22 protein-coding genes are annotated in these 25,424 nt (G+C 63.8%); 8 read left to right on the top strand and 14 right to left on the bottom strand.

From position 1 onward, the window contains the following. Positions 1–40 precede the first annotated feature (40 nt). Positions 41–541 (top strand): hypothetical protein, encoded by a 501-nt coding sequence (locus tag B0G80_RS15980; protein WP_181919961.1) that lies wholly within the window; start codon positions 41–43, stop codon positions 539–541. 79 nt (positions 542–620) lie between these two features. Here the strand turns inward: B0G80_RS15980 and B0G80_RS15975 are convergent, their stop codons facing one another. Both B0G80_RS15975 and B0G80_RS15970 read right to left on the bottom strand, forming a co-directional pair. Then, positions 621–2,183, bottom strand: coding sequence for a DHA2 family efflux MFS transporter permease subunit (locus B0G80_RS15975; RefSeq protein ID WP_116118597.1), 1,563 nt, complete (start codon positions 2,181–2,183; stop codon positions 621–623). Positions 2,184–2,318: 135 nt separating this feature from the next. Further along, complete coding sequence (locus B0G80_RS15970; protein ID WP_116118596.1) at positions 2,319–2,861, bottom strand: MarR family winged helix-turn-helix transcriptional regulator; 543 nt, start codon at positions 2,859–2,861, stop codon at positions 2,319–2,321. Between the two features lie 253 nt (positions 2,862–3,114). Here B0G80_RS15970 and B0G80_RS15965 point away from each other — a divergent pair, with 253 nt between their 5' ends. Then, positions 3,115–3,486, top strand: a complete 372-nt coding sequence (locus tag B0G80_RS15965) for a hypothetical protein (RefSeq protein ID WP_116118595.1) — start codon at positions 3,115–3,117, stop codon at positions 3,484–3,486. A 187-nt stretch (positions 3,487–3,673) separates the two neighbouring features. Further along, the gene (locus tag B0G80_RS15960; RefSeq protein WP_116118594.1) at positions 3,674–5,245 is read left to right on the top strand and encodes an efflux transporter outer membrane subunit; all 1,572 of its coding nucleotides are present in this window, start codon (positions 3,674–3,676) and stop codon (positions 5,243–5,245) included. A gap of 210 nt (positions 5,246–5,455) precedes the next feature. Here the strand turns inward: B0G80_RS15960 and B0G80_RS15955 are convergent, their stop codons facing one another. The 8 genes from B0G80_RS15955 to gspG form a co-directional block, all read right to left on the bottom strand. Next, positions 5,456–6,235 (bottom strand): type II secretion system protein N, encoded by a 780-nt coding sequence (locus B0G80_RS15955; RefSeq protein ID WP_116118593.1) that lies wholly within the window; start codon positions 6,233–6,235, stop codon positions 5,456–5,458. A gap of 34 nt (positions 6,236–6,269) precedes the next feature. After that, positions 6,270–6,773, bottom strand: coding sequence for a type II secretion system protein M (locus B0G80_RS15950; protein ID WP_116118592.1), 504 nt, complete (start codon positions 6,771–6,773; stop codon positions 6,270–6,272). Next, entirely contained in the window at positions 6,770–8,197 is a 1,428-nt protein-coding gene (gene gspL, locus B0G80_RS15945) for a type II secretion system protein GspL (RefSeq protein WP_116118591.1), read from the bottom strand. The genes B0G80_RS15950 and gspL overlap by 4 nt, the downstream gene beginning before the upstream one ends. Positions 8,198–8,225: 28 nt before the next feature. Continuing rightward, a complete protein-coding gene (gspK, locus tag B0G80_RS15940; RefSeq protein ID WP_181919960.1) occupies positions 8,226–9,494 on the bottom strand; it encodes a type II secretion system minor pseudopilin GspK in 1,269 nt (422 codons plus the stop codon). A 487-nt stretch (positions 9,495–9,981) separates the two neighbouring features. Then, positions 9,982–10,668: a type II secretion system protein J gene (locus tag B0G80_RS15935; protein WP_116118590.1), complete on the bottom strand. Its 687-nt coding sequence runs from the start codon at positions 10,666–10,668 to the stop codon at positions 9,982–9,984. Beyond that, entirely contained in the window at positions 10,646–11,062 is a 417-nt protein-coding gene (gene gspI / locus B0G80_RS15930; protein WP_106284906.1) for a type II secretion system minor pseudopilin GspI, read from the bottom strand. The genes B0G80_RS15935 and gspI overlap by 23 nt, the downstream gene beginning before the upstream one ends. Position 11,063: 1 nt before the next feature. Further along, complete coding sequence (locus B0G80_RS15925) at positions 11,064–11,645, bottom strand: GspH/FimT family pseudopilin (RefSeq protein ID WP_116118589.1); 582 nt, start codon at positions 11,643–11,645, stop codon at positions 11,064–11,066. A 106-nt stretch (positions 11,646–11,751) separates the two neighbouring features. Then, positions 11,752–12,216, bottom strand: a complete 465-nt coding sequence (gene gspG / locus B0G80_RS15920) for a type II secretion system major pseudopilin GspG (protein ID WP_106284905.1) — start codon at positions 12,214–12,216, stop codon at positions 11,752–11,754. Positions 12,217–12,389: 173 nt separating this feature from the next. Here gspG and B0G80_RS15915 point away from each other — a divergent pair, with 173 nt between their 5' ends. Continuing rightward, positions 12,390–12,803 carry a general secretion pathway protein GspC gene (locus B0G80_RS15915; protein WP_106284950.1) on the top strand — a complete coding sequence of 138 codons (414 nt, stop codon included), beginning with the start codon at positions 12,390–12,392 and terminating at the stop codon, positions 12,801–12,803. A gap of 75 nt (positions 12,804–12,878) precedes the next feature. Here B0G80_RS15915 and gspF read toward each other — a convergent pair whose 3' ends face one another. From gspF to gspD, 3 genes are read right to left on the bottom strand one after another with little or no spacing between them, the layout of a single operon-like run. Further along, the gene (gene gspF / locus B0G80_RS15910; RefSeq protein ID WP_106284904.1) at positions 12,879–14,096 is read right to left on the bottom strand and encodes a type II secretion system inner membrane protein GspF; all 1,218 of its coding nucleotides are present in this window, start codon (positions 14,094–14,096) and stop codon (positions 12,879–12,881) included. Positions 14,097–14,100: 4 nt separating this feature from the next. Then, complete coding sequence (gene gspE / locus B0G80_RS15905; RefSeq protein WP_116118588.1) at positions 14,101–15,657, bottom strand: type II secretion system ATPase GspE; 1,557 nt, start codon at positions 15,655–15,657, stop codon at positions 14,101–14,103. Beyond that, on the bottom strand, positions 15,654–18,014 hold the full coding sequence (gene gspD / locus B0G80_RS15900; RefSeq protein WP_116118587.1) for a type II secretion system secretin GspD: 2,361 nt from the start codon (positions 18,012–18,014) through the stop codon (positions 15,654–15,656). Before gspD ends, gspE begins: the two co-directional genes overlap by 4 nt. A 514-nt stretch (positions 18,015–18,528) precedes the next feature. Here gspD and B0G80_RS15895 point away from each other — a divergent pair. Beyond that, positions 18,529–18,975 (top strand): lytic transglycosylase domain-containing protein, encoded by a 447-nt coding sequence (locus B0G80_RS15895; RefSeq protein WP_116118586.1) that lies wholly within the window; start codon positions 18,529–18,531, stop codon positions 18,973–18,975. Positions 18,976–19,118: 143 nt separating this feature from the next. Further along, on the top strand, positions 19,119–20,441 hold the full coding sequence (locus B0G80_RS15890; protein WP_116118585.1) for a GTP-binding protein: 1,323 nt from the start codon (positions 19,119–19,121) through the stop codon (positions 20,439–20,441). Positions 20,442–20,565: 124 nt separating this feature from the next. On the opposite strand, the gene B0G80_RS15885 is transcribed toward B0G80_RS15890, so the two are convergent. Then, positions 20,566–20,844 (bottom strand): HU family DNA-binding protein, encoded by a 279-nt coding sequence (locus tag B0G80_RS15885; RefSeq protein WP_006050811.1) that lies wholly within the window; start codon positions 20,842–20,844, stop codon positions 20,566–20,568. Positions 20,845–21,338: 494 nt separating this feature from the next. Between B0G80_RS15885 and mnmC the strand changes: the two genes are divergently transcribed. Beyond that, positions 21,339–23,309, top strand: a complete 1,971-nt coding sequence (mnmC, locus tag B0G80_RS15880) for a bifunctional tRNA (5-methylaminomethyl-2-thiouridine)(34)-methyltransferase MnmD/FAD-dependent 5-carboxymethylaminomethyl-2-thiouridine(34) oxidoreductase MnmC (RefSeq protein WP_116118584.1) — start codon at positions 21,339–21,341, stop codon at positions 23,307–23,309. Positions 23,310–24,156: 847 nt separating this feature from the next. Next, the gene (locus B0G80_RS15875; protein ID WP_116118583.1) at positions 24,157–25,359 is read left to right on the top strand and encodes a cation:proton antiporter; all 1,203 of its coding nucleotides are present in this window, start codon (positions 24,157–24,159) and stop codon (positions 25,357–25,359) included. Positions 25,360–25,424: the final 65 nt, after the last annotated feature.

The raw sequence follows: 25,424 nt of genomic DNA, 5'->3' as shown, positions 1-25,424 counted from the left end.
AACTGACATGACGCGCACCACAGAGGGAGGATTCAACGTGATGAAGAAAAGTCTGTTGGCCATGCTGTGCGTAGCGGCAGCGGGATGTTCAACGCAAGGGCAGGTCGATCCGGACGTCATGCAGATCGCGACCACGCCGCTAACGTGTTCGAACAAAACGGAATGCGATGTCTGGTGGCAACGCGCGCAAGCGTGGGTGGCGAGCCATTCGACATACAAGATCGATGCCTCGACCGACGCGTTGATTCAGACCGCCGGCCCGGATGGCGGCAAGCGCGCGCTGGCGTATCAGATCACACGCGCCGCGAATCCGGACGGCACGGCAACGATCGGCTTCGCCGCGCATTGCGACGGCTCGATGGGCTGCAAGCCGAACCCGTGGGAAGCCGGCGCCGACTTCAAGCAATACGTGCGGGGCACTGCGGCCGGCGCGCCGCAGAGTGGCGCTAAACCCCCGCAAGCCACGCCGACAGCGCCGCATCCGGATGCCCTGCAGGGTCAATCGATCCCGGCGACGAACGGCGAAGCCCTCACGCAATAAACGCTGAAGACGCGCGCGAAAAGTTGCCGGAACAATATCGTTTCTCTCGGCGCGCGTCCGCTCGAGGCAGCGTCAGACCTCAATGCCCCATCGACGGGCCTACGCCCTTGCGTGGCTTGGTAATCCACACCAGCACGGCGAGCACGAGAAACCCCGCGCAGGAAATGCGGAAGAAATCGTTGGTGGCCATCATATAAGCCTGCGCCGTCACCACCTGATTCAACTGCGCGGTGATGCCGTCCCCGGAGAGCCCGATACCGGCCAGCGCATTGGTATAAGCATTGGTGTTCGCGGCGTAGACGTTGACCGAATCGGTCAGCATCGCGTGATGGCGGATCGTGTCGTTCTCCCAGTACGTCGTGCTAATCGCCGTGCCGATCGCACCCGACAAGGTCCGGAAAAAATTGGACAGCCCGGAAGCACTCGCCAGGCGTTCATCCGGCACGCTGGAGAGCGTGATGGTGGTCATCGGCACGAAGAAGCAGGCGACGCCGATGCCTTGCACGAGCCGTGGCCAGATCACATGATTGAACGGCACGTCGAGCGTGAACGTGGAGTTCCAGAACGAGACGAACGCGAACACGATGAACGCAAAACTCGCCACCACGCGCAGATTCAGACGGTGCATGTTCTTGCCGATCATCGGCGACAAAAACAGCGCGAGCAGACCAACCGGCGCGGTCGCCAGACCAGCCAGGCCGGCGGTGTAACCCATCACCGTTTGCAACCAGAGCGGGAAAATCACTACCGAGCCGAAGAAGGCCATAAAGCCGAACGACACGATTATCACGCCAAGCGCGAAGTTGCGATCCTTGAATAGCGAGAGATCCACTACCGGCTCTTTCTCGGTCATCTCCCACACCAGCATGAAGGCGAGCGACACAACCGCGATCACCGCCAGCGTCACGATAAACGTCGAGTTGAACCAGTCGCGATCCTTGCCGAGGTCGAGCACCATCTGCAGGCACGACACGCCGATCACGAGCAGCGCGAGGCCGACCGCGTCGATGCGCTGTTTCGCGGTCTTCGTCTCACGGCCGCGCAGCAGCAGGAACGCGCATACCGCCGAGAACAGACCGATCGGCACGTTGATATAGAAGATCCACGGCCACGTGTAGTTGTCGGTAATGTAGCCGCCCATCACGGGCCCGAAGATGGGCGCGCAGATCACCGTCATCGCCCATAGACCCAGCGCAAGTCCGCGCTTTTCCGGTGGATACGAGCGCATCAGGATGGTCTGCGAGAGCGGCACCATCGGCCCGGAAACGAGCCCCTGCACCAGCCGGAACGCGATCAGCGATTCAAAGTTCTGCGCGAAACCGCACAGCGCCGAAGCAATCGTGAAAAGCAACACGGACAGCGTGAACAGTCTCACTTCGCCGACGCGCCGGGCGAGCCAGCCTGTCAGCGGCACCGCGATCGCCGAGGCGACCGAATACGACGAGATCACCCAGGTGCCCTGACTGGTCGCTACGCCGAGGCTGCCGGAAATGGTCGGCACCGCGACGTTCGCAATCGACGTGTCGAGCACTTCCATAAACGTGCCGAGTGCGAGCCCGACCGTTAGCAGAGCCAAAGCGCCGCCCTTGAGCGGGGCGGGTTCAGCGGCGGGTAGGGCGGCGGCGGAAGCCGTGGCATTCATCATTCTTCTCCTCAACTGGAAAGCTTGTCGCGGCAGCCTTATCGACCACACCAGTTAGCGTGTTTACATGCCGGATCACTCTCTGCCCAGACAGACATTTTCCGACGACGACGCTCTCGAAAATGCGCGTCCGGGTTAGTGTTCGCGGTGTTCCCGCAGCGACGCTTCGGGGGATTCGTCCAGCGTTTCCTCTTGCGGCCCCAATCCACATCCCGCGCTCGCGCCCGCGTCGATGCCGTTCGCGATGAAACGGCCGAGCAGGTCGATCAACGTGGCGTGGTCGGCGGCCGAAAATCCGCGCAGTTGCTCGTTCAGTACCGCCGCGCCCAGAGCGGGCAATTGCCGCGCGGCGTCGTGACCTTGCGGCGTCAACTCCAGCTTCACCATGCGCCGATCGGTCTCGCTGCGCGAACGCGCGATAAAGCCTTTCTTTTCAAGGCGATCGAGCAGACGCGTCATCGATCCGCTGTCGTAGGACATGGCGCGCGACAGCTCGAACGGTGTGCTCGCGCGCCGCGACGACAGCATGAGGATCACGCCGATCTGCTGCGTGGTCAGTCCCAATGGCTTGACCGCACGATCCGTCCGCTCGACCAGCACGTTTCGAGCTTTCGTCAGGTAGTAGCCAAGACTCGATTCGAGGTGAATCTCGTCCGCCTTGTAGGGGCCATCAGTCATCGTGTATCCGGGGACGTCTCGAGCAGAACGAATTTTAGCTGCCTAAGCAGACAAGTCAAACTCGATTTCACATAGCGCGAACGACAGGAAAACAACACAGCCGACATTCGCGGAGGGAAGTATCTTGAAATTTAATTGCATAGTCAATATTATTATAGGCAACGAGTTACGCGCGACCCGCGCCACCCGAAACATGTTCTGACCGATTTGTCTGCCCGTCGCGACGGCGACGCGCGAAAAAGGATTTCCCCCGATGCTGTACCTCAAAAACACGCTTGGCGGCCTGAGCCGCTCCCTGACCGATTCCGCGCTCAGCACCTTTCAAGGGCCGCACCGCTGGTGGAAACTCGCGCTGTTCGCCGTCCTGTTCGTCTTGCCTGGCGGGTCGGTCGGCGTCGCGGTGCTGGCGTGGTTCGAGCATCGGCGGGGACAGAAAGGCGCCAAGGCAGGGAAAATCCAGTTGGTGGCGGCCGCCGTGCCTACGGCGAACGCCGCTGTCGCTCCTGCCAGCGCGGAAAAGCACGTCGGTCCCGCCGGCGCCTGCCAGGCACGCGGCGACGCGCCGTGCCGGGCCGCCGCGGGTAAGCTGGCCCGCCGGGCCAAATCGACGGAATCGCGGGTTTAACGCCTCGCCGGTAACAGCGCGTAACCTTCGCGGTACCCTCCGTAACACACCTGCCTCCTTCCTCGCATTACCCTTTCAGTTTCCCGCGCCCAGCGGGCTCATACGCTAACATTCCGGCGACCAAGATCTCGCCCGGCCGGCGGTGCCGCCATTGGCCGCGCCGCGGCGTCCAGAAGGAATTCATTGCATGCAGTCTGATCGAATCTCGCGCGCGCGGATGCTTGCGCCTCGCGCCCTGACTATTGCGGTGGCCGCGGCCTTCGCCAGCCTGCTGGCGGCTTGCGCGGTCGGCCCCGACTACAAGCGGCCTGCCGCCGAGATCCCGGCGTCGTACAAGGAAGCCGCGCCCGGCTGGAAAGTCGCGCAACCGGCCGATCAGCAGGATCGCGGCGACTGGTGGAGCATTTACGAAAATCCTCAGCTCAACGCACTCGAGGAGCGCCTGAACACCGCCAACCAGACCGTCGCCCAGTTTGCTGCCGCCTATCGGCAGGCGCGCGCGCTGGTCGGCGAGGCGCGTGCGGCATATTTCCCAACCATCGGCGCGTCGGCGGGTGCCACGCGTTCCGGCAACGGGAAGTCCTCCGGCGGCAACTCGACCACCGCGACGAGCCGCTCCGGCGTCGGCAACAGTTTCAACGTGCAACTCGACGCAAGCTGGGAGCCGGATCTGTGGGGTTCGGTCACCCGCTCGGTGAACGCGCAGAAAGCCGGCCAGCAAAGCGCCGCCGCGGACCTCGCCAACGCGCGGCTATCTGCCCAGGCCACGCTCGCCCAGACCTACTTCTCGCTGCGTGCGCTCGATTCGACCCAAAAGCTGCTCGACGACACCGTCGCGGCCTATCAACGCTCGCTGCAGCTCACGCAAAACCAGTACGCAGCCGGCGTTGCCGCGCGCTCCGACGTGATTCAGGCGCAGACACAATTGCAATCGGCGCAGGCGTCCGCGATCGACAACGGCGTTCAGCGCGCCCAGGACGAGCACGCAATCGCCGTCCTCGTGGGCGAACCGGCCTCGACCTTCTCGATTCCGCCGATGCCGCTCACCGCCACGCCGCCCACCGTGCCGGCGCAGATGCCCTCCGCGCTGCTCGAGCGGCGTCCGGATATTGCCTCGGCGGAACGCAAGGCCGCGGCGGCGAACGAACAGATCGGCGTCGCTATCGCCGCGTTCTTCCCCTCGCTGACGCTGTCGGCGACCGGCGGCTTCGAAAATTCGGTGTTCTCGCAGTTGCTGACCGCGCCGTCGCGCTTCTGGACGCTCGGACCGCAGCTCGCGGCGACGCTGTTCGACGCCGGCCTGCGCCAGGCTCAGACCGACGCCGCGCGCGCTGCCTACGACGGCGACGTGGCGACCTACCGTCAAACGGTGCTGGCCGCGTTCCAGGACGTCGAGGACAACCTCGCGTCGCAGCGCATCCTCGCCCAGGAAATTGTCGTGCAGCAGCAAGCGGTGGATTCGGCGCGCCAGGCGCTCACCATCGTCACGAACGAATACAAGGCCGGCACGGTCGGCTACGTCAACGTGCTGACAGCGCAGACCACGGCCTTCACGGCCGAGCAGAAGCTGGAGAACATCGCCGGGCAGCGGATGGTGTCGTCGGTCGGTCTGGTGAAGGCGCTGGGCGGCGGCTGGGACGTGTCGCAGATGAATCGCGAAACCGGCGACGTGGCGGCGCCGGTGTCGCTGCCAGCGTCATCGGCTGCGCCTGTCGCGCAAAGCGGGGCGACGCCGCTGTCGCGAATGCATACAGAGTAAAAGCGCCGGCCGTCGAGGCAAGGCAAAAGAGGCATCGCCGCATTCCACGGCCATGCCTCTTTTTTATCGCGCCGACGCCCGGCGCCACAACGGATCCGGCAGCCCCACGCGGTTATCGCGCTCCTACGCCGCAGCGCTGGCCACCGCACACAACGAAGCCGATGCCCCGCCTCAAGCAACAACGTGCGCCGAAATGCCGGACCGCGCGCCTCAGTGCACGAACGTCAACGCGACCGTGTCTGGCCCGCTCGGCCGCCCCAACAGGTTCAACAGTCCCGCGAGATTGTCGCGCGCCTCGGGCGCGGCGCTGGCCGTGCCATGAAACGACGTCGACGCCGCCGACACCGTGCCATTGCCGGTCAGCATCAACGGACCCTTGGTGGTGGTCAGGTCGAGCGTGGATGATTCACCCTGCGCCTGGAACAGCACCCGGTACGAGCCAAGCGGCTTGACCAGCGAGACGCGCGAACTGACGTCGGTCAACGTGACGGTGAGTTGCCCGAACGCTTCCCGATTGAAGCTGCGCCAGTCCGACCAGGACAGTTGCACATTGCCCTGCAGATCGAGCGTGTTAAAGGGCGCGCCAAGACCGCTCAGCAGCGAAGCCGGCACGGCGATCGCGCCGGCCGTAACAGTCGCGGTGCGTGGCGTGGCATCCACGGTGATCGGCTCCGGCATTGCTTCGCTGTGCCGCATGATCATGCGCACACGGCCGGTAAACAGCGGCCAGAACGCCGTGTGCCATTCGATCCGCCCGGGCAGCAGCGTCGCCGCGCTCATGTCCGAGCCGGCGGCCAGCATCAGCGTGGCCGAGCCGTGCCACAGCGAACCGGCCGGGTCGACGAGATTGACGTGGCCACCCGTCTGCTTGGCGAACTGCGGGGTGATCCAGGCGGCCGGCAGCATCGTCAGCATCACGGCCGCGGCGGACAGCACCGCGATCACCAGCCAAGGCAGCGCGACGCGCAAGCGCCGCATCCAGTAATTCATGCGAGATCCTGTGACGGCGCGGTCGCGGTTATTGTCATTTCGCGGTAGACGGCTGCAACGACGCCGTCAGGTCCACCTGGCCGTCTTCCTTGAGCGCCGTGGCGTGCGCCTCCGAGACTTGCACCTTGAACTGCTTGCGCACGTCGTCGACCCAGGCGGTCCATGCCGGGAACGACGCGTTCTTCAACTGGATCTGGACAGCATTGCCGATCACCTGAACCTGCGTCGCCGCGAGGCCGTGATCGTTGAGCGAAGCGGTCAGGGCGTCCTTCAGCGCGGCGCCGGTCGGCGCGACGCCTTGAGCCGCCGCCGATAGTTGACGCGCTTCGTTCGCCTGCGCGGTCATCTGCGCCAACTGACGCTGCATGGCGGGCAGCGATTCACGCAGATGCGAGCGGCCTTCCTGCGCCGGCGCCCACAGCACCGACCACGCGATCACCACGGCGAGAACGCCGCCGCCCCACGTCAGGAGGGCTTTTTCGCGCTCGGTGCGCTGCTCCCAGAATCCGGCCCATGTTTGAGCGAGTTCAGCTTTCATTGTCCGTTCCTGATGGTCCACTTGCCGGTATTGCTGTCGATCGCGCCGCTCAGGCCGTTGCGCGCGAGGCGCTTGGCGAAATCGGGATCGAGCTTGACCTCCGGCTTGAAGTTCACGTCGAGCCGGCGGTCGTGATAGTCGAGCGCGGCAATGCCGTTGACCGGCACCGGCGCCAGCGAACGCGCGAGGCCGTCGGCGAGCGGCAGGAAGTCATCCGGCGACAGCTCGCCCGCCGCCACGCGCAACTGCTGTAACTGACGCGCCATCTGGTCGGGCGCGTCGAGCACGACGGTCGTTTTGGGGAAGGTATTGAGCAGCAATTCGGTCATCTGCGTGTTGATCGCATCGCGTTGGCGCGCGAGCATCAGCCACTGCACGTTTGCACCGATGATGGCGATCAGCAGCGCGCCGACCGCGAGCACCACGGGCAGACGCAGACGCCGCAGCGTCGCGCGGTCGAGCCGCCACGGCTGCGAAGCAAACTCGAACTGGCACAGGTCGAAGCGGCACTCCAGCGCGCGGCGCGCGAGCTGCTCGAACGGCAGCGGACTGGCGCCGTGGATGTGCGCAGCCAGCCGCGCCGGGCTATTCGGCGCGAGACTCGGCTCGTTGCCGGGCACCTCAGTGAGCATGTGCAGCGAGACCGGCGCCGCCCCGGCGAGCGCGCCGAGCGTCGCGTTCACGGCATTGGCGGGCACTGCCAGCCCTTCGCCCTGCACGCCGCGCGCAATCGCCAGTTCGACGCGCGGCACGCCTCGATCGCCTGCGCTGTTTGCCACGCCTTCGAGCAGCAGGGCGGGCGCGGTCTGCACTACGGCGCCGAGCACGGCGGCCACCATCGGCACCGCAGCCGCGACGCCGGGCGCAAGCAGCGGTGCGACGTCCGGCGACGACGAGGCCCCGCCTGCAGCGCCCGCCATGGCCGGCTCACCGGCATTTACCGTTTCGGCGACTTCGGCGGGCACATCGGCATCGAGCGCGGCCGCCTGCGGCAGGCAGCGCGTGACCGGCACCGCGCGCAAACTGCGATGCCCGGCGTTGGCGAACGATTCGCAGATATACCGGAACCAGCCGCGATCGATGATCGCCAGCAACTGCCGGCCGCCCGCGAGCGGTTTTGGGTCGACGGCGATGTGACAGGTCTGCGGGTCCTGGATCAGTTGATCTTCGACGATATTGGGCAGCGCCTGGCGCAGCCGCGGGCCACGCAGCGGCGGCAGTGTGGCGGGCATCATCAGCAGATCGCGCGCGGCGACCATCAGCACCGTGGTGGACGCGCGCGGCAGCAGCGCGAGCGCCGACCGGCCGGCGCGCTGGGCGCGGCCCGACTTGTCGAGCAGCACGAACGGCAGCTCCGGCAGTTGCCATTCCTGCGATGGCACCGCCGGATCACGCGGCGGCAATAGAACGATCAGCGTGCTCAAAGGCCACTCTCTCTGGGAAAAGCGTTATTCATAGTTGGTCTTCTACTCGCACGATACGCGTAGTGTGAGTCAATGCGTCGCGATAGACGAGGGTCGTGCGGTCCACTTCGGCGCGTTCGTGCTGCACGCGGCCATGGATGAGGAAGTAATTCGAGTTGACGTCGAGTTCGCTCGGGTCGATCGAGACCGATTGCACGCCAGCGCCGCGCAACGCGAGCTGTATGTCGCCGACATTGCGGAAAAACACCGTTTGCCGGCGCGCGACGAAGGCTTGCGCCGTCGACAGGCTCATTCCTTGTACGACCGCCGCGATGACTTCGGCCGAAGCCGTGTTCACGTTGACCGCCGAGACGGTCGGTAGCACGGTGACGAAGGGACGCAGGCGCGCGACCATTTCGGGCGTGTAGCCGGGGATATCGAGCAGCGAGTCGACGCTGGTCATCTGGATCGGCGCGTTCGCGGAGCTGTCGTCGCTGTCTTCGATACCCGGTTTGTTGGTGAAGCTGCCGCCGGTGGCGCCGCCCTGGATCGGCGGCGGGGTCGCGGTGGTGCCGTTCGTCGAAGTGATGGTCTGGAAACGGGTTGCCGATTGTGCGAGGCTCGCGCGGACCTGGATTGCCGTGGTTTTTGCCAGCTGGCTGTTTGCGCCGAGCGATGCCAATAGGCGCTGGTAGGCGCCGATCTGGTCCATGTCCAGTTGCATCACGCCTGGGGCTGGGCTTTCGACCAGGTTTCTCAGGTTGAATTTTGCCTGGGCGTCTTCGATTGATCCCGACAGGTAGGTTTCCGCGCCTTGTTGTGCTCTTACTTCGCCTATTTGGCCCAGGAAATCGGATAGGCGGGTTTTGGCTATTGGGACGCCCCATAGGCCGCCAAGGTATGTGATGCCGGCTGATGTGTCGCCTTCTGAGCGGAGGATCAGGCGTGTCCAGTCTAGCGCGCCGCGGGCTACCCATTGGGCCTGGGACAGGAGGCGCTGGTTTTCTATCCTTCGGATCTGGACTTGCTGGCGCCAGAGCATGCCCGACACCAGGATCGCTGATAGTGCGACTACTAGTAATGCGCTGATTATGGCTACGCCCGTTTGCGTTTTGTTGGCCTTTCCTTGAATTCTTTGTGGTCTATTAGCGTTGCCCCTGTGCGGGGCGGCACCTACTTTCTTTGCCGCGGCAAAGAAAGTAGGCAAAGAAAGCCGCTTCACACCGCCAATGCTAAGCGGATCCCCCGCACAGCCTCGGTAGTGGACCATCTGGAATCTGTCTCCTCGCACATTCAACCCCGGTGACAAGGCCGTCATACCTCCCGCCTCGCACTCCGTGCTCGCCGGAAGGGTAGAGCGCGGTGCCTGCGTTTTGGCGGAGCGGGGGCCGTCGGCTTCGCCTCGGCGGGGCGTCGATGTAGGTGCGGGTGCATGCGCGGACGGTGAAGCAGCCCGGATATGCAAAGCGCAGTCAGGAATTGTCAGGGACCACTGGTTTGATTGCTTGCCGCTCGGCGCGCGCAGCGCCGCCGGAGCGGATGACTCCCTGGTCACTGCCGTTGGCTGTGCGAGGGATTGTGAGTTGATCGCGCCACAAAAGTGACTGTGCGGGGGACCCGCTTGTACGTTAGCGGTGTGAAGCCGCTTTCTTTGCTTACTTTCTTTGCGGCGGCAAAGAAAGTAAGTGCCGCCCCGCACAGGGGCAACGCTAATAGACCACAAAGAATTCAAGGAAAGGCCAACACGCAAAAACCCCAAAGCCCCCAAACGCCCCCGTCGGAAAGACAAAACCGAGAACCTCATATCACTCTCCGACGAGAAAAACGCGAGTAACAGGCCGCGCCAAAGACTTAGCCCCAACACTCACCTGCAACCCCGTCACCGACCGCGGCAGCGGCGCACTCCCCAACTGGGGCACCTTAAGATTATTGTCCGCCTCCGTAATGGCACTCTGCACCTCACCCATCTGCGTAGTCCACCCCACCTTAGGCACATAAACCTGAGCAGAAATAGACCCAACACCGCCCATCAACGGCACCCCACTCCATCCTTCACCTTCACCGTCGCGCAAAGCCCGCTGCAACTCCCCCATATTCGCCAACGGCGGCGACGCATATCGAATCACGCGTCCATCGGACACCCGATACCGCACCACCTGCAACCGCGGCGCCGCGCCCGGCAACCGGAATTCCCGCACGATCTGCAACACGCTGCCGGACACCGACACCGCCGCCTGCCCAGCCTCATCATCCGACGCGGCCTGCCGCGCATCGATCCGCATCTGGTCGAACAGCTGCGCAAAAACACGCTCGTCCTCCATCGCGCTCGTGATGGTCTGCCGGCCACGAATGATCTGGTCGAGACCGCGCCACGACAACACGGCGATCACCGCCAGAATCGCAATCGCCACCAGCAATTCGATTAGCGTGAAACCACGCGCGCCCTTCGCCCTCAACGGGCGGCGGCGCTCAGAGCGAACGGTTGTTTTCATTCGCGACCACCGTCACCATCTGAGCCAGATTGCCGGAACCGCCCGGCATCGTCACCATCACTTCCACCCGACGAAACACCGGGTTCGGCGTGGCCGTCACCTGCTCCGTACAGACCAGCTGCAAATTGCCCTGCGAACAGTCGAAGCTCGTCGAGCCGACGTTCGGCCAGGCATGCGTCAAATGCAGTTGCGCCAAGGTATTGTCCGCGCTCCAGCCGGCCAGCAAACGGCGGTGCAGATCGGCCTCGCCGCTCGCGAGACTGCCCACCGCGCGCAACGATGCGGCCAACGCCACCGCGATGATCGCCAGCGCCACCAGCACTTCGATCATCGTGAAACCGCGCTGCGCGCCGTGAACCTTCTCGCGAGCCGTCATGCTCCTGCAACGACGCATCTCAGTGCACCTCGTAGCGGCCATTGCCGGTGCCGACTATCGTCGCACTCCCGGCTGCCGAAAACAGCGTGATCTGCACGGGCACGTCGATCGCCTCGGTGCCGAATACGATACGGCTGGGCTGCGAATCCGAACCCGGATAGCTGATGCTCACGCCGGTCACGCCACCCTCCCAGCGACGCGGTCCCAGCAGATCGTCACGCAGCGGACGCCAGCCGTCTTCGGTGCGCAGGTCGAAACGAAAGCCGCCATCGAGCGGTTGCCAGGCGATCGGCCGCGCGCGCACCTGCGCTTCGTCGCCGGCCGATTCGAACAGCAGCGCGAGACGCTGTGCTTCCTCGTTCAGATCGGTGCGCGGATTGCGTGTCATCGTCAACGCGGTCAAGGACACCAGCAAGCCCGCAATCACCAGCACCACCAGCATTTCCAGCAGCGTAAAACCCGCCGCGCGTTTGCCGCCGCCGGGCCGGCGCGCCTCACGCGGGCGATGCACGCCTCGCGGGCGCGCGCCGGCCCACGCCGCGTGCGGCAACGAAGCCGTACGGGGCGTGTCCACACGGGACTTGCAAGGGGACAATCGCATAGTGCCGGCCACGAACAATCAACTCAAAATCAAACGACGATGCATCGACAGGAACGTGCGAGGTTCAGTCCCACAGCACGTATGAAAACACCAGCTCCTCCAGCGCTTACTGCCACGAGCCGACGTCGGCGTCGTTGCCTTCGCCGCCCGCTTTGCCGTCAGCGCCGTAGCTGAACACGTCGATCTCGCCGTGCACGCCCGGATTCAGATACTGGTAAGCGTTACCCCACGGATCGTTCGGCAGACGCTCCAGGTAACCGCCGTCTTTCCAGTTGCTCGGCACCGGGTCCGTGGCCGGTTTTTCGATCAGCGCGCGCAAGCCCTGCTCCTGCGTCGGATAACGGCCGTTGTCCAGACGATAGAGTTTTAGCGCCTGCATCATCGTGCCGATGTCCTGCTTGGCGGCGACACGGCGCGCTTCGTCGGGACGGCTCATGATCTTCGGCACGATCAACGCGGCCAGAATGCCCAGAATCGCGATCACGACCATGATTTCGATCAGCGTGAACCCGCGTTGACGACGGCTGCGCGGACCCGCGATGTCATGACGGCGAGTGGTCGACAGTTGCATAGCTTGCTACCTCTTTTCAGGTGAAATTTTTGACTCGGCGGAATTCGCGTTTTGGCAATCAGGGTGCCATTGAACACGCCCGGCCGGTCATTTTAATGTCATGCAGTTGAAGGGTCGTGAGAAGGCGCTTTCAGCCCAACGCAATTTTCACAATAGTCCGTACAATGATGCGCATGAACGCCATCCAAATCCGCCTTCTGTCGCTCGCGCTGTTCGCCGTGTTCTGCGCGACGCTCACCTACTGGGTCATCACGCTCAGCACGTTGTCCGGTGCGCCGTTGCCCGCAGCCGCCGCGCACGCGCAGATCTCGACCGAGCAGGCTGCCACGCTATTCGGCGGCCAGCTCACGCGCAACGCCAACCAGGACGTGCGGCTGTTCGGCATCCTCGCTTTGCGGGAAGGCGCCGCCGCCATCGTCAGCGTGGGCGGCGAACCGCCGCATGCGGTGTCGCTCGGCAGCGCGCTGATGAAAGGCACCAAACTCTCCGAAGTCCGCGCCCGCTCGATCATCATCGACCGCAATGGCGCGCATTCCGAAGTGTTCCTGCCGGCCAATCCCGCAGGCCCGACGATCTACGTGCGCTGAAGCTCAGGCGCTGAACAGCAGCGTCGCTTCAATCGATTGCGCGGTGACCCTTAGCGGTAATCGCGCAATCCACTCCTACTGCACCAGGTTGTTCAATTCGATGATCGGCAGCATCACCGCCAGCACGATCACCAGCACCACGCCCCCCATCGCCAGAATCAGCAACGGCTCCAGCAGACTCGTCAGGAACATCGTGCGACGTTCGAGTTCGCGCGCTTCACCGTCGGCCGCGCGGTCGAGCATCGTGGTCACATCGCCGGTCGCTTCGCCCGAACGGATCAGGTGAACCAGCACGGGCGGAAAAGTCTTCGTATTGCCGAGCGCGCGCGACAGCGACGTGCCTTCGCGCACCCGCACGATCGCATCGTCGATGTTCTCGCGCATCGCGTTGTTGCTGAGCGTTTCGGCGGCGGCTTGCAACGCTCGCAGAATCGGCACGCCCGCCGCGGTGAGAATGCCGAGCGTGCTGGCAAAGCGCACCGTGTTATAGCCGCGTACGAGTTTGCCGAGCAGCGGTGCGGTGAGCAGCCAACGGTCGAACGCGAGGCGCGGACCGGGCTGCCTCAGAACGGAGCGCACCAGATACACCAGCACGGCCACGCCGATCAGCATCGCCCACCACCAGTTCCGCACGAATCCGGAGAGCGCCATCATCATGATGGTGAGGAAGGGCAGTTGCTGCTTGGTGCTGGCGAACACGTTCACCACCTGCGGCACGACGTAGCTCAACAGAAACGTGACGATGCCGAAAGCGATGATCGTGACGATGGTCGGGTACGTGAACGCGAGCACGATCTTCTGCTTCAGCGCGTTGCGTTGCTCGATGTAGTCGGCGAGCCGCGACAGCACGAGACCGAGCTTGCCGGTATGTTCGCCCGCCGCGACCAGCGCGCGATAAATCTCGGGGAAGTCTTTCGGATGCTGCGTCAGTGCATTGGCCAGCGAATGGCCGCCGAGCACTTCCGCGCGAATCGACGCCATCAGCTCGCGAATGTAGTCGCGCTCCGATTGCTCCGTCAGCACCGCGAGCGCTTCGTCGAGCGGCAGGCCCGCGATCAGCAGGCTGGCGAGCTGGCGCGTCAGGATCGCCTGCTCGCGTTGCGACAGACGCCGCCCGAGCGACAGCCGCTGATTACGCTCGCCGCGCGTGCGCGTGGCCGCCGGTTCCACGACGAGCGGCGTCAGTCCTTGCGAGCGCAGATTGGTCCGCGCGCCGCGCGCGCTGTCCGCGTCGAGCACGCCTTTTTGCGCCTTGCCCGCCGCGTCGATCGCTTCGAAACGAAATGCCGGCATGCGCTTATGCTCCGCCCGTGACGCGGATCACTTCTTCGAGCGATGTCAGCCCGGAGGCGAGCCAGCGGTCCGCATCTTCGCGCAGCGTGCGCATGCCTTGTGCACGGCCGGCCGCGAGAATCTCGGCGTCGGCTGCGTTGCGGTGAACCAGCGTGCGGATGTCGTCGTCGATCAGCAGCAATTCGTAGACGCCGCGGCGTCCCGCATAACCGGAATGGCCGCACCGGTCGCAACCGACCGGGTGGTAGCGCACGCTGCCGTCTTCCTCGACACGCTCTTCGCGGCATATCGGGCACAGGCGCCGCACCAGCCGCTGCGCCAGCACGCCGAGCAGCGACGACGCCAGCAGATACGGTTCGACACCCATGTCGGTCAGACGCGTCACGGCGGATGCCGCGTCGTTCGTGTGCAGCGTGGCCAGCACGAGGTGGCCCGTCAACGACGCCTGCACCGCAATCTGCGCGGTTTCGAGGTCGCGGATTTCACCGATCATGATGACGTCCGGATCCTGCCGCAAAATCGAGCGTAACGCCCGCGCGAAGGTCATGCCGATCCGTTCGTTGACCTGCGTCTGGCCGATGCCGGACAGGTCGTATTCGATCGGATCCTCGACCGTCATGATGTTCGTGGTCGCGGTTTCGAGCCGTGACATGGCCGCATACAGCGTGGTCGTTTTACCGGAACCGGTCGGGCCGGTCACCAGCACGATGCCGTGCGGCCTGCCGATCAGCTTGTCGAACTTGCCGAGCGTATCTGCCGCCATGCCGAGCGCTTCGAGGTTCAGGCGCGACGCGTCTTTTTCCAGCAGACGCAGCACCGCGCGTTCGCCGTGGCCGGTCGGCAGCGTGGAGACGCGCACGTCGACCGGACGGCCGCCCACGCGCAGCGTGATACGGCCGTCCTGCGGCAAACGCTTTTCGGCGATATCGAGCTGCGCCATGATCTTGATCCGCGAGATCAGCGCGCCGTGCAGCGCTTTCTTCGGCCGCACGACGTCGCGCAACGTACCGTCGACGCGAAAGCGCACGACGGAAGAAGTCTCGAACGGCTCGATATGAATATCCGACGCCTGCTCCCGCGCGGCTTGCGTGAGCAGCGCATTGATCATGCGGATGATCGGAGCGTCGTCTTCCGACTCCAGCAGATCCTCCACTTCGGGAATGTCCTGCATCAGGCGCGAGAGATCGACTTCGCCTTCCACTTCGCCGACCACCTGCGCAGCGCTGCCGTCCTGGCGCGCATACGCCTGGTTGATCGCCTGCGTGAGCTCATCGGCGGGCAGCCGTACGATCGACACTGCGCCGAAGTTACGCGCTACTTCGGACAGCGCGGCGTCGCTCGTGCGTTCGCTGATCCAGACCTCGAGGCTGTCCGCATGCTGATGCGCGACCAGAATCTGGCCGGCACGGGCAAAGCCGTACGGCACGAGCCGCGCGGCGATGGCGGAAGGCGCCTCGCGCCCGGCATGCTCCGTCGCGCCGGCGGGCGGTAGTGTTGCGGCACCGGCTCGCGTTGCGGCTGGCGCAGCAGACGCTGACGGCGGCGTGGACGGCGTGCTCACGGCCGCACTCCAGGCGACGCCGTGGACGGCGTCACGGTCCCGGGGCTGCTCTGTATGGCAGGCCCGACGGTGGTCGGACTGCTCTGCACGGCGTTACCGTTGGTAGCGGCGCCGCCATTCGTGGGCGCTCCGCCGTTGGCCGGCGGCGGCGCCAACTGTTGACGGCGCATCTTGTCGAGATCGAACAGATTCATCGCGGGCGAACCACCCTGGCTCGGACCGATCGGCATCGGCGGAACCACCGGATCGTCGTTGTCCTTCATCAGGTTGTTGTCCTGCTTGTACGCGCCCTGCACGCCCTGGATGTAGTCGTAGCGGTTCGACGTCACGGCCTGAGCCGTACCGCGATCGCTGATGATCACAGGGCGCAGGAACACCATCAGGTTGGTCTTGTTGCGGGTCTTCTGTTCCGAGCGGAACAGCTGGCCGATCCACGGAATATCGCCGAGCAGCGGCACCTTGCTGTTGCTGACCTGGTAGTTGTCCTGCATCAAACCGCCCAGCACGATGATCTCGCCGTTATCGGCGAGCACCGTCGACTGGATCGAACGCTTGGTGAATTCGGGGCCGGCCGGGTTGGTCACCGCGTTGTTCGTGCCAGTGACGATCGCCGAGTCTTCCGTGTAGAGCTGCAGCTTGAGAATGCCGCCGTCCGTGATTTGCGGCTTCACGTGCAGCGTCAGACCGACGTCGACGCGGTCGTAGGTATTGAACGCCGAAGTCGCCGTCGCGCTCGTCAGATTCGAATATGAACCCGTCTGGATCGGCACGTTCGTACCGACAACGATCTTCGCTTCCTCGTTGTCGAGCGTAATGAGATTAGGCGTGGACAGCACGTTCGCGTCGGCGGTCTGCGACAGCGCCTGCAGCAGCGCGCCGAGTCCTTGCACACCGAAGATGTTGTGAATCCAGCCGACGTTAAGGCCCTGCTGCAAAGCCCCGTTGCCGAGCGCGGTGGCAAGCCCGCCGGTGGTGCCGGCCGCTGCGGCGGCCGCCGTCAGGTTGATGATGCTGTTGCTCGATCCGGTCTGCAGGTTCGTGCCGGCGAAGATCGAATTGTTCGCCACCTGCCACTGAATGCCGAGGTTGCCGCTCGTGTTCGAGTTCAACTCGACGATCAACGCCTCGAGATAGACCTGCGCGCGACGTGCGTCGAGCTGGTCGATCACCGCGCGCAGATTGCGGTACACCGGCTCGGCCGCCGTGATGATCAGCGAGTTGGTCGCGGAATCCGCCTGGATCATGCCGCCTGGCTGATTGTCGTCGCTCTTGTCCTTCTCGTTGCCGAACCCGCCGTTATTGGAGCCGCCCGCGCCGTATCCGCCGCCGCTGCCGCTGCCGCCCATCGGCGAAGCCAGAGAGCTGCTGCCGAGTCCGCCCGACGGCAGCGGCGGCGTACCCGACGAGCCCGTCGAATTGTTGCCGCCTATGCCCCCGGTGTTGTTCTGGTTGAACGAATTCGCATCGTTCGAGTTGCTCGACGAGCCGGTCTCGCCGCCTTTGCCGAACATGCCGCGCAAGGTCTTCGCGAGCTTCGTCGCGTCCGCGTTGCGCAGCGGCACGACGTGAATGTTGCCGGGCATGGTGGTCGGCGTATCGAGTTCTTTCGCCAGAGTCCTCGCGGCCGCGAGGCGCGCGCCGTTCGACGCGCGGATCAGCAGCGAGTTGGTGCGCGGGTCGGCGGTGACCGATACCTTCAGCGTCGCGTCGGTACTGCCGATCGAACCCGGGTCGAGCATCTTGTTGAGTTGCGTGGCGATGTCGATCGCATTCGCGTTCTTCAGTTGCACCACGGATACCGACTGGCCCGCCGCGGAATCCACGCCCTGGATGATCTGGGCAATACGCCGCACGTTGTCGGCGTAGTCAGTGACTACAATCGTGTTGTTGGCTGGGTAGGCCGCGACGGTATTGTTCGGCGAGATGAGCGGACGCAGCACCGGCAGCAGATTGTTGGCCGATTCGTTCTTCAGAACGAATACCTGCGTGACAACCTGGTCGCCGCGAGCCGTAGGCGTATTGCCGACATAGGTCGGCACGCCTTGCAGCTTTGCGTCGGCCTCGGGCACGACTTTCAGTACGCCGTGGTCCTGCACGAGCGCGAAGCCCTGCATGCGCAAGGCGGACTGCAAGGTTTTCAGTGCCTGATCTTCAGGCACCGCGTTCTCCGACACGAGATTCAACTGACCTTTCACACGCGGGTCGACGATGATCGTTTTGCCGGTTGCCGCGCCAATCGCCTTGGCCACCTGGTCGATGTCCGCGTTGACGAAGTTCAGTGTCACCTGTGCCTGTGCTGTCTGCGCGGTGATCAAGCCAGCCACCAGCAGCGCCGTTGCGACGCGACGCAAAGCCATACGATTTCTTCTCATGGAATAAGGTTTCGATGCCGACAGCCGTAGCTGCCGACGGTCATGCAGTGCGGACATGCGAGCAGGCCGCCGTTCTGACGGTCTGCCGGCCAGCCTCGCGGACGATTTTCGCCCTCGTCGGCGGCCGTCCGATGTCCGAAAAAAATGAACAGTAACAGTTTTTCATGTCTGATTTGTCACAAAACGAACTGTCTTGCGCGATTTCTCTAGAAATCGCCGCCTGTTGTCAAACAATTGAAAGCCAACGGAAAGTCAGACGATTGGGCGCAAAAACGCTTCGTTTTCTGCTCCCTTATGTCGGTTAGCCAACTTGACGAGGGTCCGCCTGCCGGTATGATACGAGCCGTTCGAGTCCCTGGTTGCGAGTTGCCGACGCGGGTTTTCCCCGATGTCCGACAAACCTCAGGCCTGTGGCCCGGCGACCGTCAGCGGCTGAAGTATGGCCGATACGATGCCTTACCGAACCTTACTCTTGCGCTTTGCTTAGTGCTCTTGACTGATGAAACGAAGCTTCGTCACCGCCGCCGTGGGACTTGCCCTGCTGATAGCAGCAGGGTCCGCACGCGCCGATTGTTTTGACGAAGCAGCGAAGTATCAGAAGGTCAACCCCTTGATTCTGCGCGCAATTGCGTGGCAAGAGTCGCACAATCGTCCCGACGCAACGCATAAAAATGCAAATGGCTCGACCGACTACGGCGTGATGCAGATCAATTCGATCCATCTGCCCGTGCTCGCCCAGTATGGCATCTCGCAAGGCACGCTAATGGAGCCGTGCAAAAACGTCTATATAGCGGCGTGGCATCTGCGCCGTCAGATGAACAAGTACGGCAACACTTGGCAGGCCATCGGCGCCTACCACTCCGAAACGCCGGCGCTGCGCGACAAGTACGCGCAGCAGATCGCCGCGATCCTGCGCAAGTGGAATCTGATGCCGGCTGCGCGCTGATCCGGCCACATCACGCGAACTCCGCCCGTTTTGATGCACAATGCGGCTTCGTGCCGCCGCCGAGGCTCGACCTCGTTGCGGTCCGCAGTCATGCGGCGCCGCGCCCGGCGTGCCTTCCAATCCCCTAGCTTCTCCGTACTGCGATGAACCAGCCGCTACTGCCCGTCACCGTGCTCTCCGGTTTTCTGGGCGCCGGCAAGACCACGCTCCTGAATCACATCCTCGCGAATCGCGCGGGTTTGCGCGTGGCCGTGATCGTCAACGATCTGGCCGCCGTCAATATCGACGCGACCCTCGTGCGCGACGCCGCCGCGCTTTCTCACGTCGAGGAGCAACTCGTCGAATTGTCGAACGGCTGCATCTGCTGCACGCTGCGCGACGACCTGCGGGTCGAGATCAAGCGGCTGGCCGGCGAGCAGCGTTTCGACGCGATCCTGATCGAATCGACCGGCGTGGCCGAGCCGATGCCGATCGCCGAGACCTTCGCGTACGTCGACGATGAAGGCGCGTCGCTCGCCGACGTCGCGCGGCTCGACACAATGGTGACCGTGGTCGATGCGTTCAACTTCCTGCGCGACTACGGCTCGGCCGACGCGCTCGCCGAGCGCGGCATCGCCGCGACCGAGGAAGACGACCGCACGCTGGTCGAGTTGCTGATCGAGCAGATCGAATTCTGCGACGTGCTGGTGGTCAACAAGACCGATCTGGTGAGCGCGGACGAACTCACGCGCCTGCAGCGCATTCTCGGCCGGATCAACCCGCGTGCGGTGCAAGTGGTCGCACGTTTTGGCGACGTGCCGCTTGAGCAGGTGCTAAACACCGGCCGCTTCGATTTCGACGAGGCGGCGGGCGCGCCGGGCTGGCTAACATCGCTCAATCATGAACATGACCACGAACACGGTCATGCTCATCACGGCGAGGCGGACGAATTCGGCATCGGCAATTTCATTTACCGGGCGCGCCGGCCGTTTCATCCGGAACGCCTGTGGGCGCTGCTGCATCAGGAGTGGAAGGGTGTATTGCGCAGCAAGGGTTTCTTCTGGCTCGCCACGCGTAACGATATCGCCGGTTCGCTCTCGCAGGCGGGCGGTGCTTGCCGGCACGGTCCGGCGGGCATGTGGTGGGCCGCTCAGGATCGCAGCGAGTGGCCGGAAGGCGACGACGAGTTGGCCGCCGAAATCGCCGCGGACTGGTACGGCGATCCGGACGATCTGAGCATCGGCGACCGTCGCCAGGAACTGGTGATGATCGGCGTCGGCATCGACGCCGCGGTCTGGAAAGCGAAGTTCGACGCGTGCCTGCTGACCGACGATGAATACGCGCAGGGACCGCAAGCGTGGGAGCAGTTCGCCGATCCGTTCCCGGCCTGGGACTTCGACGAAGACGACCACGATCATCATGACCACGATCACGATCACGATCACGACGGTCATGGCCACGGCGAGATCGTGCATCGTCACGACTGAACTGAACGGTCTTCGCCGCTCGGCCCAATCGCGCCGCGACGCCCGTCGCGGCTTTCGCATCCACATTGCGCGGGCGAAAAAAAACCCGCCGTTGGCGGGTGTCAACTGCCTGGCAGTAATCTGCTTAGCGCTTGTTGACTGCATCCTTGAACGCCTTACCAGCCGTGAACTTGACGGTCTTGGCGGCCGGGATCTTGATAGTTTCGCCGGTCTTGGGGTTACGCCCCGTACGCGCTGCGCGCTTGCCCGAACCGAAGCTGCCGAAGCCGATCAACTGGACCGCATCACCCTTCGACACAGACTTCTTGATCACTTCAAGCAACGTGTCCAGCGTTTCACCGGTTTGAGCCTTGCTGGCGCCCGTCTGTCCTGCGACAGCGTCGATCAGTTCCTGTTTGTTCATTAAGGTTCCTTTCTGAGTTTAGGTTGACACGAACAGCGCGAACGCGCCGATTATACGTGCGCGGGCCGCGCCGTCGAGCAGCGCCGGCTCCGGATCCCCTCCGGACCAATAGCGCCGGACAGATGACTGCCCGTCGGCCGTGCTGCCGCTCCCGTCGCGGCGCTTGCTATGATAGCGCAGCGCAAACCCAATCAGGACAAGGGTTTCGAAGATTTACGCGGTTCCGGGGTCGATATCGCAAGGAAATCGCAATTTTTGCGCTCGGCAACCTTCAACCGAGGCCTGAAACCTAGTATGGACGGGGCTTGGCGTTGGTTTTTGCCAACGTTCGGCGGGTCTTTTTCGCCGTCCGGCGAGCTGTGCGCGCGGAAGGCAAGCTTCGACCGCGTGTCCGAAGACGCCGGCTTGCCCCAAGTTTTCTCATCTCCCTCGCGGGGCCTGGCGCGAAGCGACAGGTGCGGGGGCATTTTTCCGAGCGTCATTTTCCGTCGCGCATGACCGATCCGCTGATCCCTGCCGGCCTCGCTTTTCGCGACAACGGCACACCTTTTTCGCCGCTTTACGACGACATTTATCACAGCGCCGTAGGCGGTCTCGAACAGGCTCGATACGTATTCCTGCACGGCAATTCGCTGCCCGATCGGTGGCAGGGCCGTCGCATTTTCACCGTGCTGGAGACCGGCTTCGGCATGGGCATCAATTTTCTGATGACCTGGGCCGCGTGGCGCACCGACCCGTCGCGGTGCGAGCGGCTGCATTTCGTGTCGACCGAAAAGCATCCCTTTACAGTCGGCGATTTGCGCAAGGTGATTGCGGCGACGATTTCCGACCCGGAGATTGCCTCTCTCGCGCAAGCGCTCGCGAACGCCTGGCCGATGCTCGTTCCCGGCACGCATCGGCTCGAATTCGATGAAGGGCGCGTGGTGCTCACGCTCGTCTTCGGCGACGCGCAGGAGCGCCTGCCGGCCTTGAGGCTACGCGCCGATGCGTTTTATCTCGACGGCTTCGCGCCCGCCAGGAATCCCGAACTCTGGACTCCGATAATCTTCAAGGCGCTCGCGCGGCTGGCAGGCGAGGGCGCCACGTTCGCCACTTACAGTAGCGCTGGCGACATCAAGCGCGCGTTGACGCAATGCGGCTTCGAGTACCGCAAGGTGGACGGCTTTGGCTGGAAACGGGCGATGCTGGTCGGCCATTTCGCGCCGCGCTGGCGCGTGCGCCGTCATGAGCCGCCGACGCCGCTCGCGGTCGACGAAAGGCATGCGGTGGTGATCGGCGCGGGGCTGGCCGGCTGCGCCGTGATCGAGCGGCTCGCCGCGCGCGGCTGGCGCATCACGTCGCTGGAGCGGCACGCTTCGGTCGCGCAGGAGGCGTCGGGCAATCCGGCCGGCGTGTTCCATCCCATGATTTCGCGCGACGACAGCGTCGCCTCGCGCGTCACGCGTGCCGGCTTTCTGTATGCGCTCAGGCGTTGGGCCGCGCTCGAGCGGCTCGGCCACGCGCCGTTGCGCGGCGGCCTGGGCCTATTGCAGATCGCCGCGGACGAAGACGAAGCCCGTTCGATCAGCGAAGCGATCGCTGCATTCGGCTATCCGTCCGACTACGTCAGGCCGGTCTCTTCAGATGAAGCGCAGCGGCTCGCCGGCATGCCGCTCGCGCGCGGCGGATGGTTCTTTCCACACGGTGGCTGGATCGACCCGGCGTCGCTATGCGCCGCGCAGTGTGCCGCGGCGGGTTCACTACTGGAGCGCCGCTTCGGTGTGGACGTCGCGCGAATCGAGCGGTCCGATGGTCAATGGACCGTATTCGATACATCGGGCGAGGCCATCGTGCGTGCGCCGGTGGTCATCGTCGCCACCGCACACGATGCCGCGCGCATCGCCGGTTCACAGCATGCGCCGACTCGCAGCATTCGCGGTCAACTCACTTTGCTGCCGGCAGGCACCGTGCTGCCGCCGCTTCAGATACCCGTAATCGGCGAAGGCTACGCGGTGCCGCTGGCGGACGGTGGCACGTTGACCGGCGCCACGTATGAACTCGACGACCCCGACACATCGTTGCGCGCGGACGGCCACAAGGAAAACCTTGAGCGCGTCGCGCAGATGCTGCCGGCGTTCGGGGATGTCGTCGAACGGGCTAAATCGGCGGACTTCGCGGGACGCGTCGCGTTCCGCTGCGTCACCAGCGATCGCATGCCGATGATCGGCCAGCTCGCCGACGAAGCGCAGGCTGCGCTTGACGCGCCGCGTCTGCGTGGCGCGTGGCCACTTGATCTGCCGCGGACGGATGGCCTCTACGGCGCCTTTGCGTACGGTTCACGAGGCCTCGTATGGGCGGCGCTCGGCGCGGAACTCATCGCTTCGCAACTCGAAGGCGAACCTTGGCCGCTTGAACGGGATCTGGCTGAAGACATCGACCCGGCGCGCTTCCTGTTGCGCGCATTGCGTCAGGGAACGGTGAGTTAACCGCAGGCCCCGCCCAGCCGGTTCGCCAGATGAGTTATCCACTGAAAGTTGTGGATAACCGCTTGGTTTACCGGCGCAACAGGTGTGGAACCGTTGTGGACGTAAACGGGGTAACTTGGCCGTCGCAGAAACTCGCCAAAAGTTACCCTTGTATACGCGCCGCTCCCGCACATGCTGTGCATCCGGTTATGCCGTCGACAAAGCGATGATTCGTTTCGGTAAACAGGAGTTATCCACAGAAACCGAGGCACCTTGTTAACTGTTACTACGTATACATACGGTAAACCTGTAAACAGAAAGACCGTGGCGGGTGCAGAGCTTAGCGGCGTAGCTCGGACCGCTTCTGAACCCGTGCAAAACTTCCACCGCGATGTCCCGAAAAGCACATTTGCCGCGATCAAACTAGCCGTTTTGACCGGCAGGATTCGCGCTGAAAACGGTCGGTTTTTCCTCACGCCAGCGAGATAACGTACGTTTTTACCGTTTTGCCAGCATGTTCGCGCCTTTTCGGTCAAGGCTGAAAAAGCTATGGCACAATCGCCGTTCTTTTCCGCGTCGTGCCCTGTCTCTACAGCGGCACACGCAGCAAACGGAACGGTGCCGCTCAATCAGAATCTGATTCAAAGTCGACGGCGCTCTATCACCGTGCCGGTTGCTACGGCCGCACCCCGAATGCGCCAGGTTCCTTACTGCTGCCGGGCATTCAGATCATCCGATCGTTGAAAAACTCGCAACGCTGGCCACGCGAAGCGATCGCGACAGTGAGCGCTTCATGTGCCCACCCCGCTCGCCGGTGTTCGTGCCGGTTCGTGTCGCCTGCCGTTGCTGCTAAGGAGAACCCATTACGATGAATTCGGCGTTTTCATTTTTTCCAGCCTGGCCGCTTTCACCCGACGCCATTTTTTGGGCTGGTCTCGCATTGCTCGCCGCCGGCCTGTGCGGTGAGCTGTGCTATCGCGCGTGGCGTTTACCGCGCATTTCCGGTTATGCGGTGATTGGTCTGATCGCCGGTGCGGCCGGATCGGGCGTGATCGATGCGGATTCCGCGAGCGCCGCGCGGCCGCTGCTCGATGTCGCGCTCGGTTTGTTGCTGTTCGAACTCGGCAGCCGGCTCGATTTGCGCTGGATCCGTCGGAATCCGTGGCTGATTCTGTCGAGCGTCGCCGAAGCCACGCTGACTTTCGCGCTCGTGTTGCCGGTTTTGCTGTTCCTCAACGTGCCGCTGATGGTGGCAACCGTGCTCGCCGCGATCGCCATGGCAACGTCGCCGGCCATGGTGATTCAGCTGAAAACGGAATTGCGCGCGGAAGGCCAGGTGACCCAGCGTCTGTTGACCCTGACCGCGCTGAACAGCATGTATGCCGTGGTGATCGAAAAGCTCGTATCGAGCTGGCTGCATCAGGAGATGTACGGCAACGTTTTCGCGACCATCCTGCAACCGCTTTATCTGCTGGTCGGCTCGCTCGTGCTCGCGTATCTGCTCGCGCGTACCTGCACATTCTTCTATCGACGGTTGAACATGCAGGACGAGCACTCGTTCGTCGCGCTGTTCGGCTTGGTGCTGCTGGCTATCGCGGTCGCGCATCTGTTCAAGCTGTCGACCATTCTTGCGTTGCTGGCCGCGGGCATCATCGTGAAGAATCATGAAGCGCGTCCGCAGTTGTGGCCGGAGCACTTCGGCACGGCCGGCTGGTTGTTGACCGTGATTCTGTTCGTGCTGACGCTGACTTCGTTCGAATGGAAAGACATCGCGCTCGGCGGCGTCGCGGCGCTGGGTCTGATTGTTGCGCGCCTCGTGGCGAAACTGGTGGGCGTGCTGGCGTTCGCCAAGCCGAGCGGCTTGAACTGGAAGCAGGGGATGGCGCTCGGTCTATCCTTATCGCCGATGTCGGCGCTTGCGTATCTGCTGGTCGACGACACCTACAACCTGTATCCGAACTTCGATCCGCAACTGCGCGCGATCGTGATGTGTTCCATTTTCGTGCTGCAAATTCTCGGGCCGTGGCTCGTCTATCGCAGCGTGGCGCTGGTCGCTGAGCGGCGCGAATAGTCGGCGCGAGGCAAAGAGCGCGTTGTGCTGCTCGAAGCTCGATCTTCGACACGCTTTTTGCAACT

Source organism: Paraburkholderia sp. BL6669N2 (assembly GCF_003387275.1).
Classification (GTDB): domain Bacteria; phylum Pseudomonadota; class Gammaproteobacteria; order Burkholderiales; family Burkholderiaceae; genus Paraburkholderia.
The sequence above is the reverse complement of the archived record's forward strand: the minus strand, read 5'-3'. Positions and strand labels throughout refer to the sequence as shown.

What these genes read in the sequence shown, in the direction of transcription:
- B0G80_RS15885 (WP_006050811.1), bottom strand. Translation starts at nt 20,844, where the DNA reads ATGAACAAACAGGAACTGATCGACGCTGTCGCAGGACAGACGGGCGCC.
- B0G80_RS15875 (WP_116118583.1), top strand. Translation starts at nt 24,157, where the DNA reads ATGAATTCGGCGTTTTCATTTTTTCCAGCCTGGCCGCTTTCACCCGAC.
- B0G80_RS15955 (WP_116118593.1), bottom strand. Translation starts at nt 6,235, where the DNA reads ATGAATTACTGGATGCGGCGCTTGCGCGTCGCGCTGCCTTGGCTGGTG.
- B0G80_RS15925 (WP_116118589.1), bottom strand. Translation starts at nt 11,645, where the DNA reads ATGCGATTGTCCCCTTGCAAGTCCCGTGTGGACACGCCCCGTACGGCT.
- B0G80_RS15895 (WP_116118586.1), top strand. Translation starts at nt 18,529, where the DNA reads ATGAAACGAAGCTTCGTCACCGCCGCCGTGGGACTTGCCCTGCTGATA.
- B0G80_RS15935 (WP_116118590.1), bottom strand. Translation starts at nt 10,668, where the DNA reads ATGAAAACAACCGTTCGCTCTGAGCGCCGCCGCCCGTTGAGGGCGAAG.
- gspI (WP_106284906.1), bottom strand. Translation starts at nt 11,062, where the DNA reads ATGCGTCGTTGCAGGAGCATGACGGCTCGCGAGAAGGTTCACGGCGCG.
- gspG (WP_106284905.1), bottom strand. Translation starts at nt 12,216, where the DNA reads ATGCAACTGTCGACCACTCGCCGTCATGACATCGCGGGTCCGCGCAGC.
- B0G80_RS15975 (WP_116118597.1), bottom strand. Translation starts at nt 2,183, where the DNA reads ATGAATGCCACGGCTTCCGCCGCCGCCCTACCCGCCGCTGAACCCGCC.
- B0G80_RS15915 (WP_106284950.1), top strand. Translation starts at nt 12,390, where the DNA reads ATGAACGCCATCCAAATCCGCCTTCTGTCGCTCGCGCTGTTCGCCGTG.
- B0G80_RS15970 (WP_116118596.1), bottom strand. Translation starts at nt 2,861, where the DNA reads ATGACTGATGGCCCCTACAAGGCGGACGAGATTCACCTCGAATCGAGT.
- mnmC (WP_116118584.1), top strand. Translation starts at nt 21,339, where the DNA reads ATGACCGATCCGCTGATCCCTGCCGGCCTCGCTTTTCGCGACAACGGC.
- B0G80_RS15890 (WP_116118585.1), top strand. Translation starts at nt 19,119, where the DNA reads ATGAACCAGCCGCTACTGCCCGTCACCGTGCTCTCCGGTTTTCTGGGC.
- B0G80_RS15980 (WP_181919961.1), top strand. Translation starts at nt 41, where the DNA reads ATGAAGAAAAGTCTGTTGGCCATGCTGTGCGTAGCGGCAGCGGGATGT.
- B0G80_RS15960 (WP_116118594.1), top strand. Translation starts at nt 3,674, where the DNA reads ATGCAGTCTGATCGAATCTCGCGCGCGCGGATGCTTGCGCCTCGCGCC.
- B0G80_RS15950 (WP_116118592.1), bottom strand. Translation starts at nt 6,773, where the DNA reads ATGAAAGCTGAACTCGCTCAAACATGGGCCGGATTCTGGGAGCAGCGC.
- gspK (WP_181919960.1), bottom strand. Translation starts at nt 9,494, where the DNA reads ATGACGGCCTTGTCACCGGGGTTGAATGTGCGAGGAGACAGATTCCAG.
- gspF (WP_106284904.1), bottom strand. Translation starts at nt 14,096, where the DNA reads ATGCCGGCATTTCGTTTCGAAGCGATCGACGCGGCGGGCAAGGCGCAA.
- B0G80_RS15965 (WP_116118595.1), top strand. Translation starts at nt 3,115, where the DNA reads ATGCTGTACCTCAAAAACACGCTTGGCGGCCTGAGCCGCTCCCTGACC.
- gspD (WP_116118587.1), bottom strand. Translation starts at nt 18,014, where the DNA reads ATGGCTTTGCGTCGCGTCGCAACGGCGCTGCTGGTGGCTGGCTTGATC.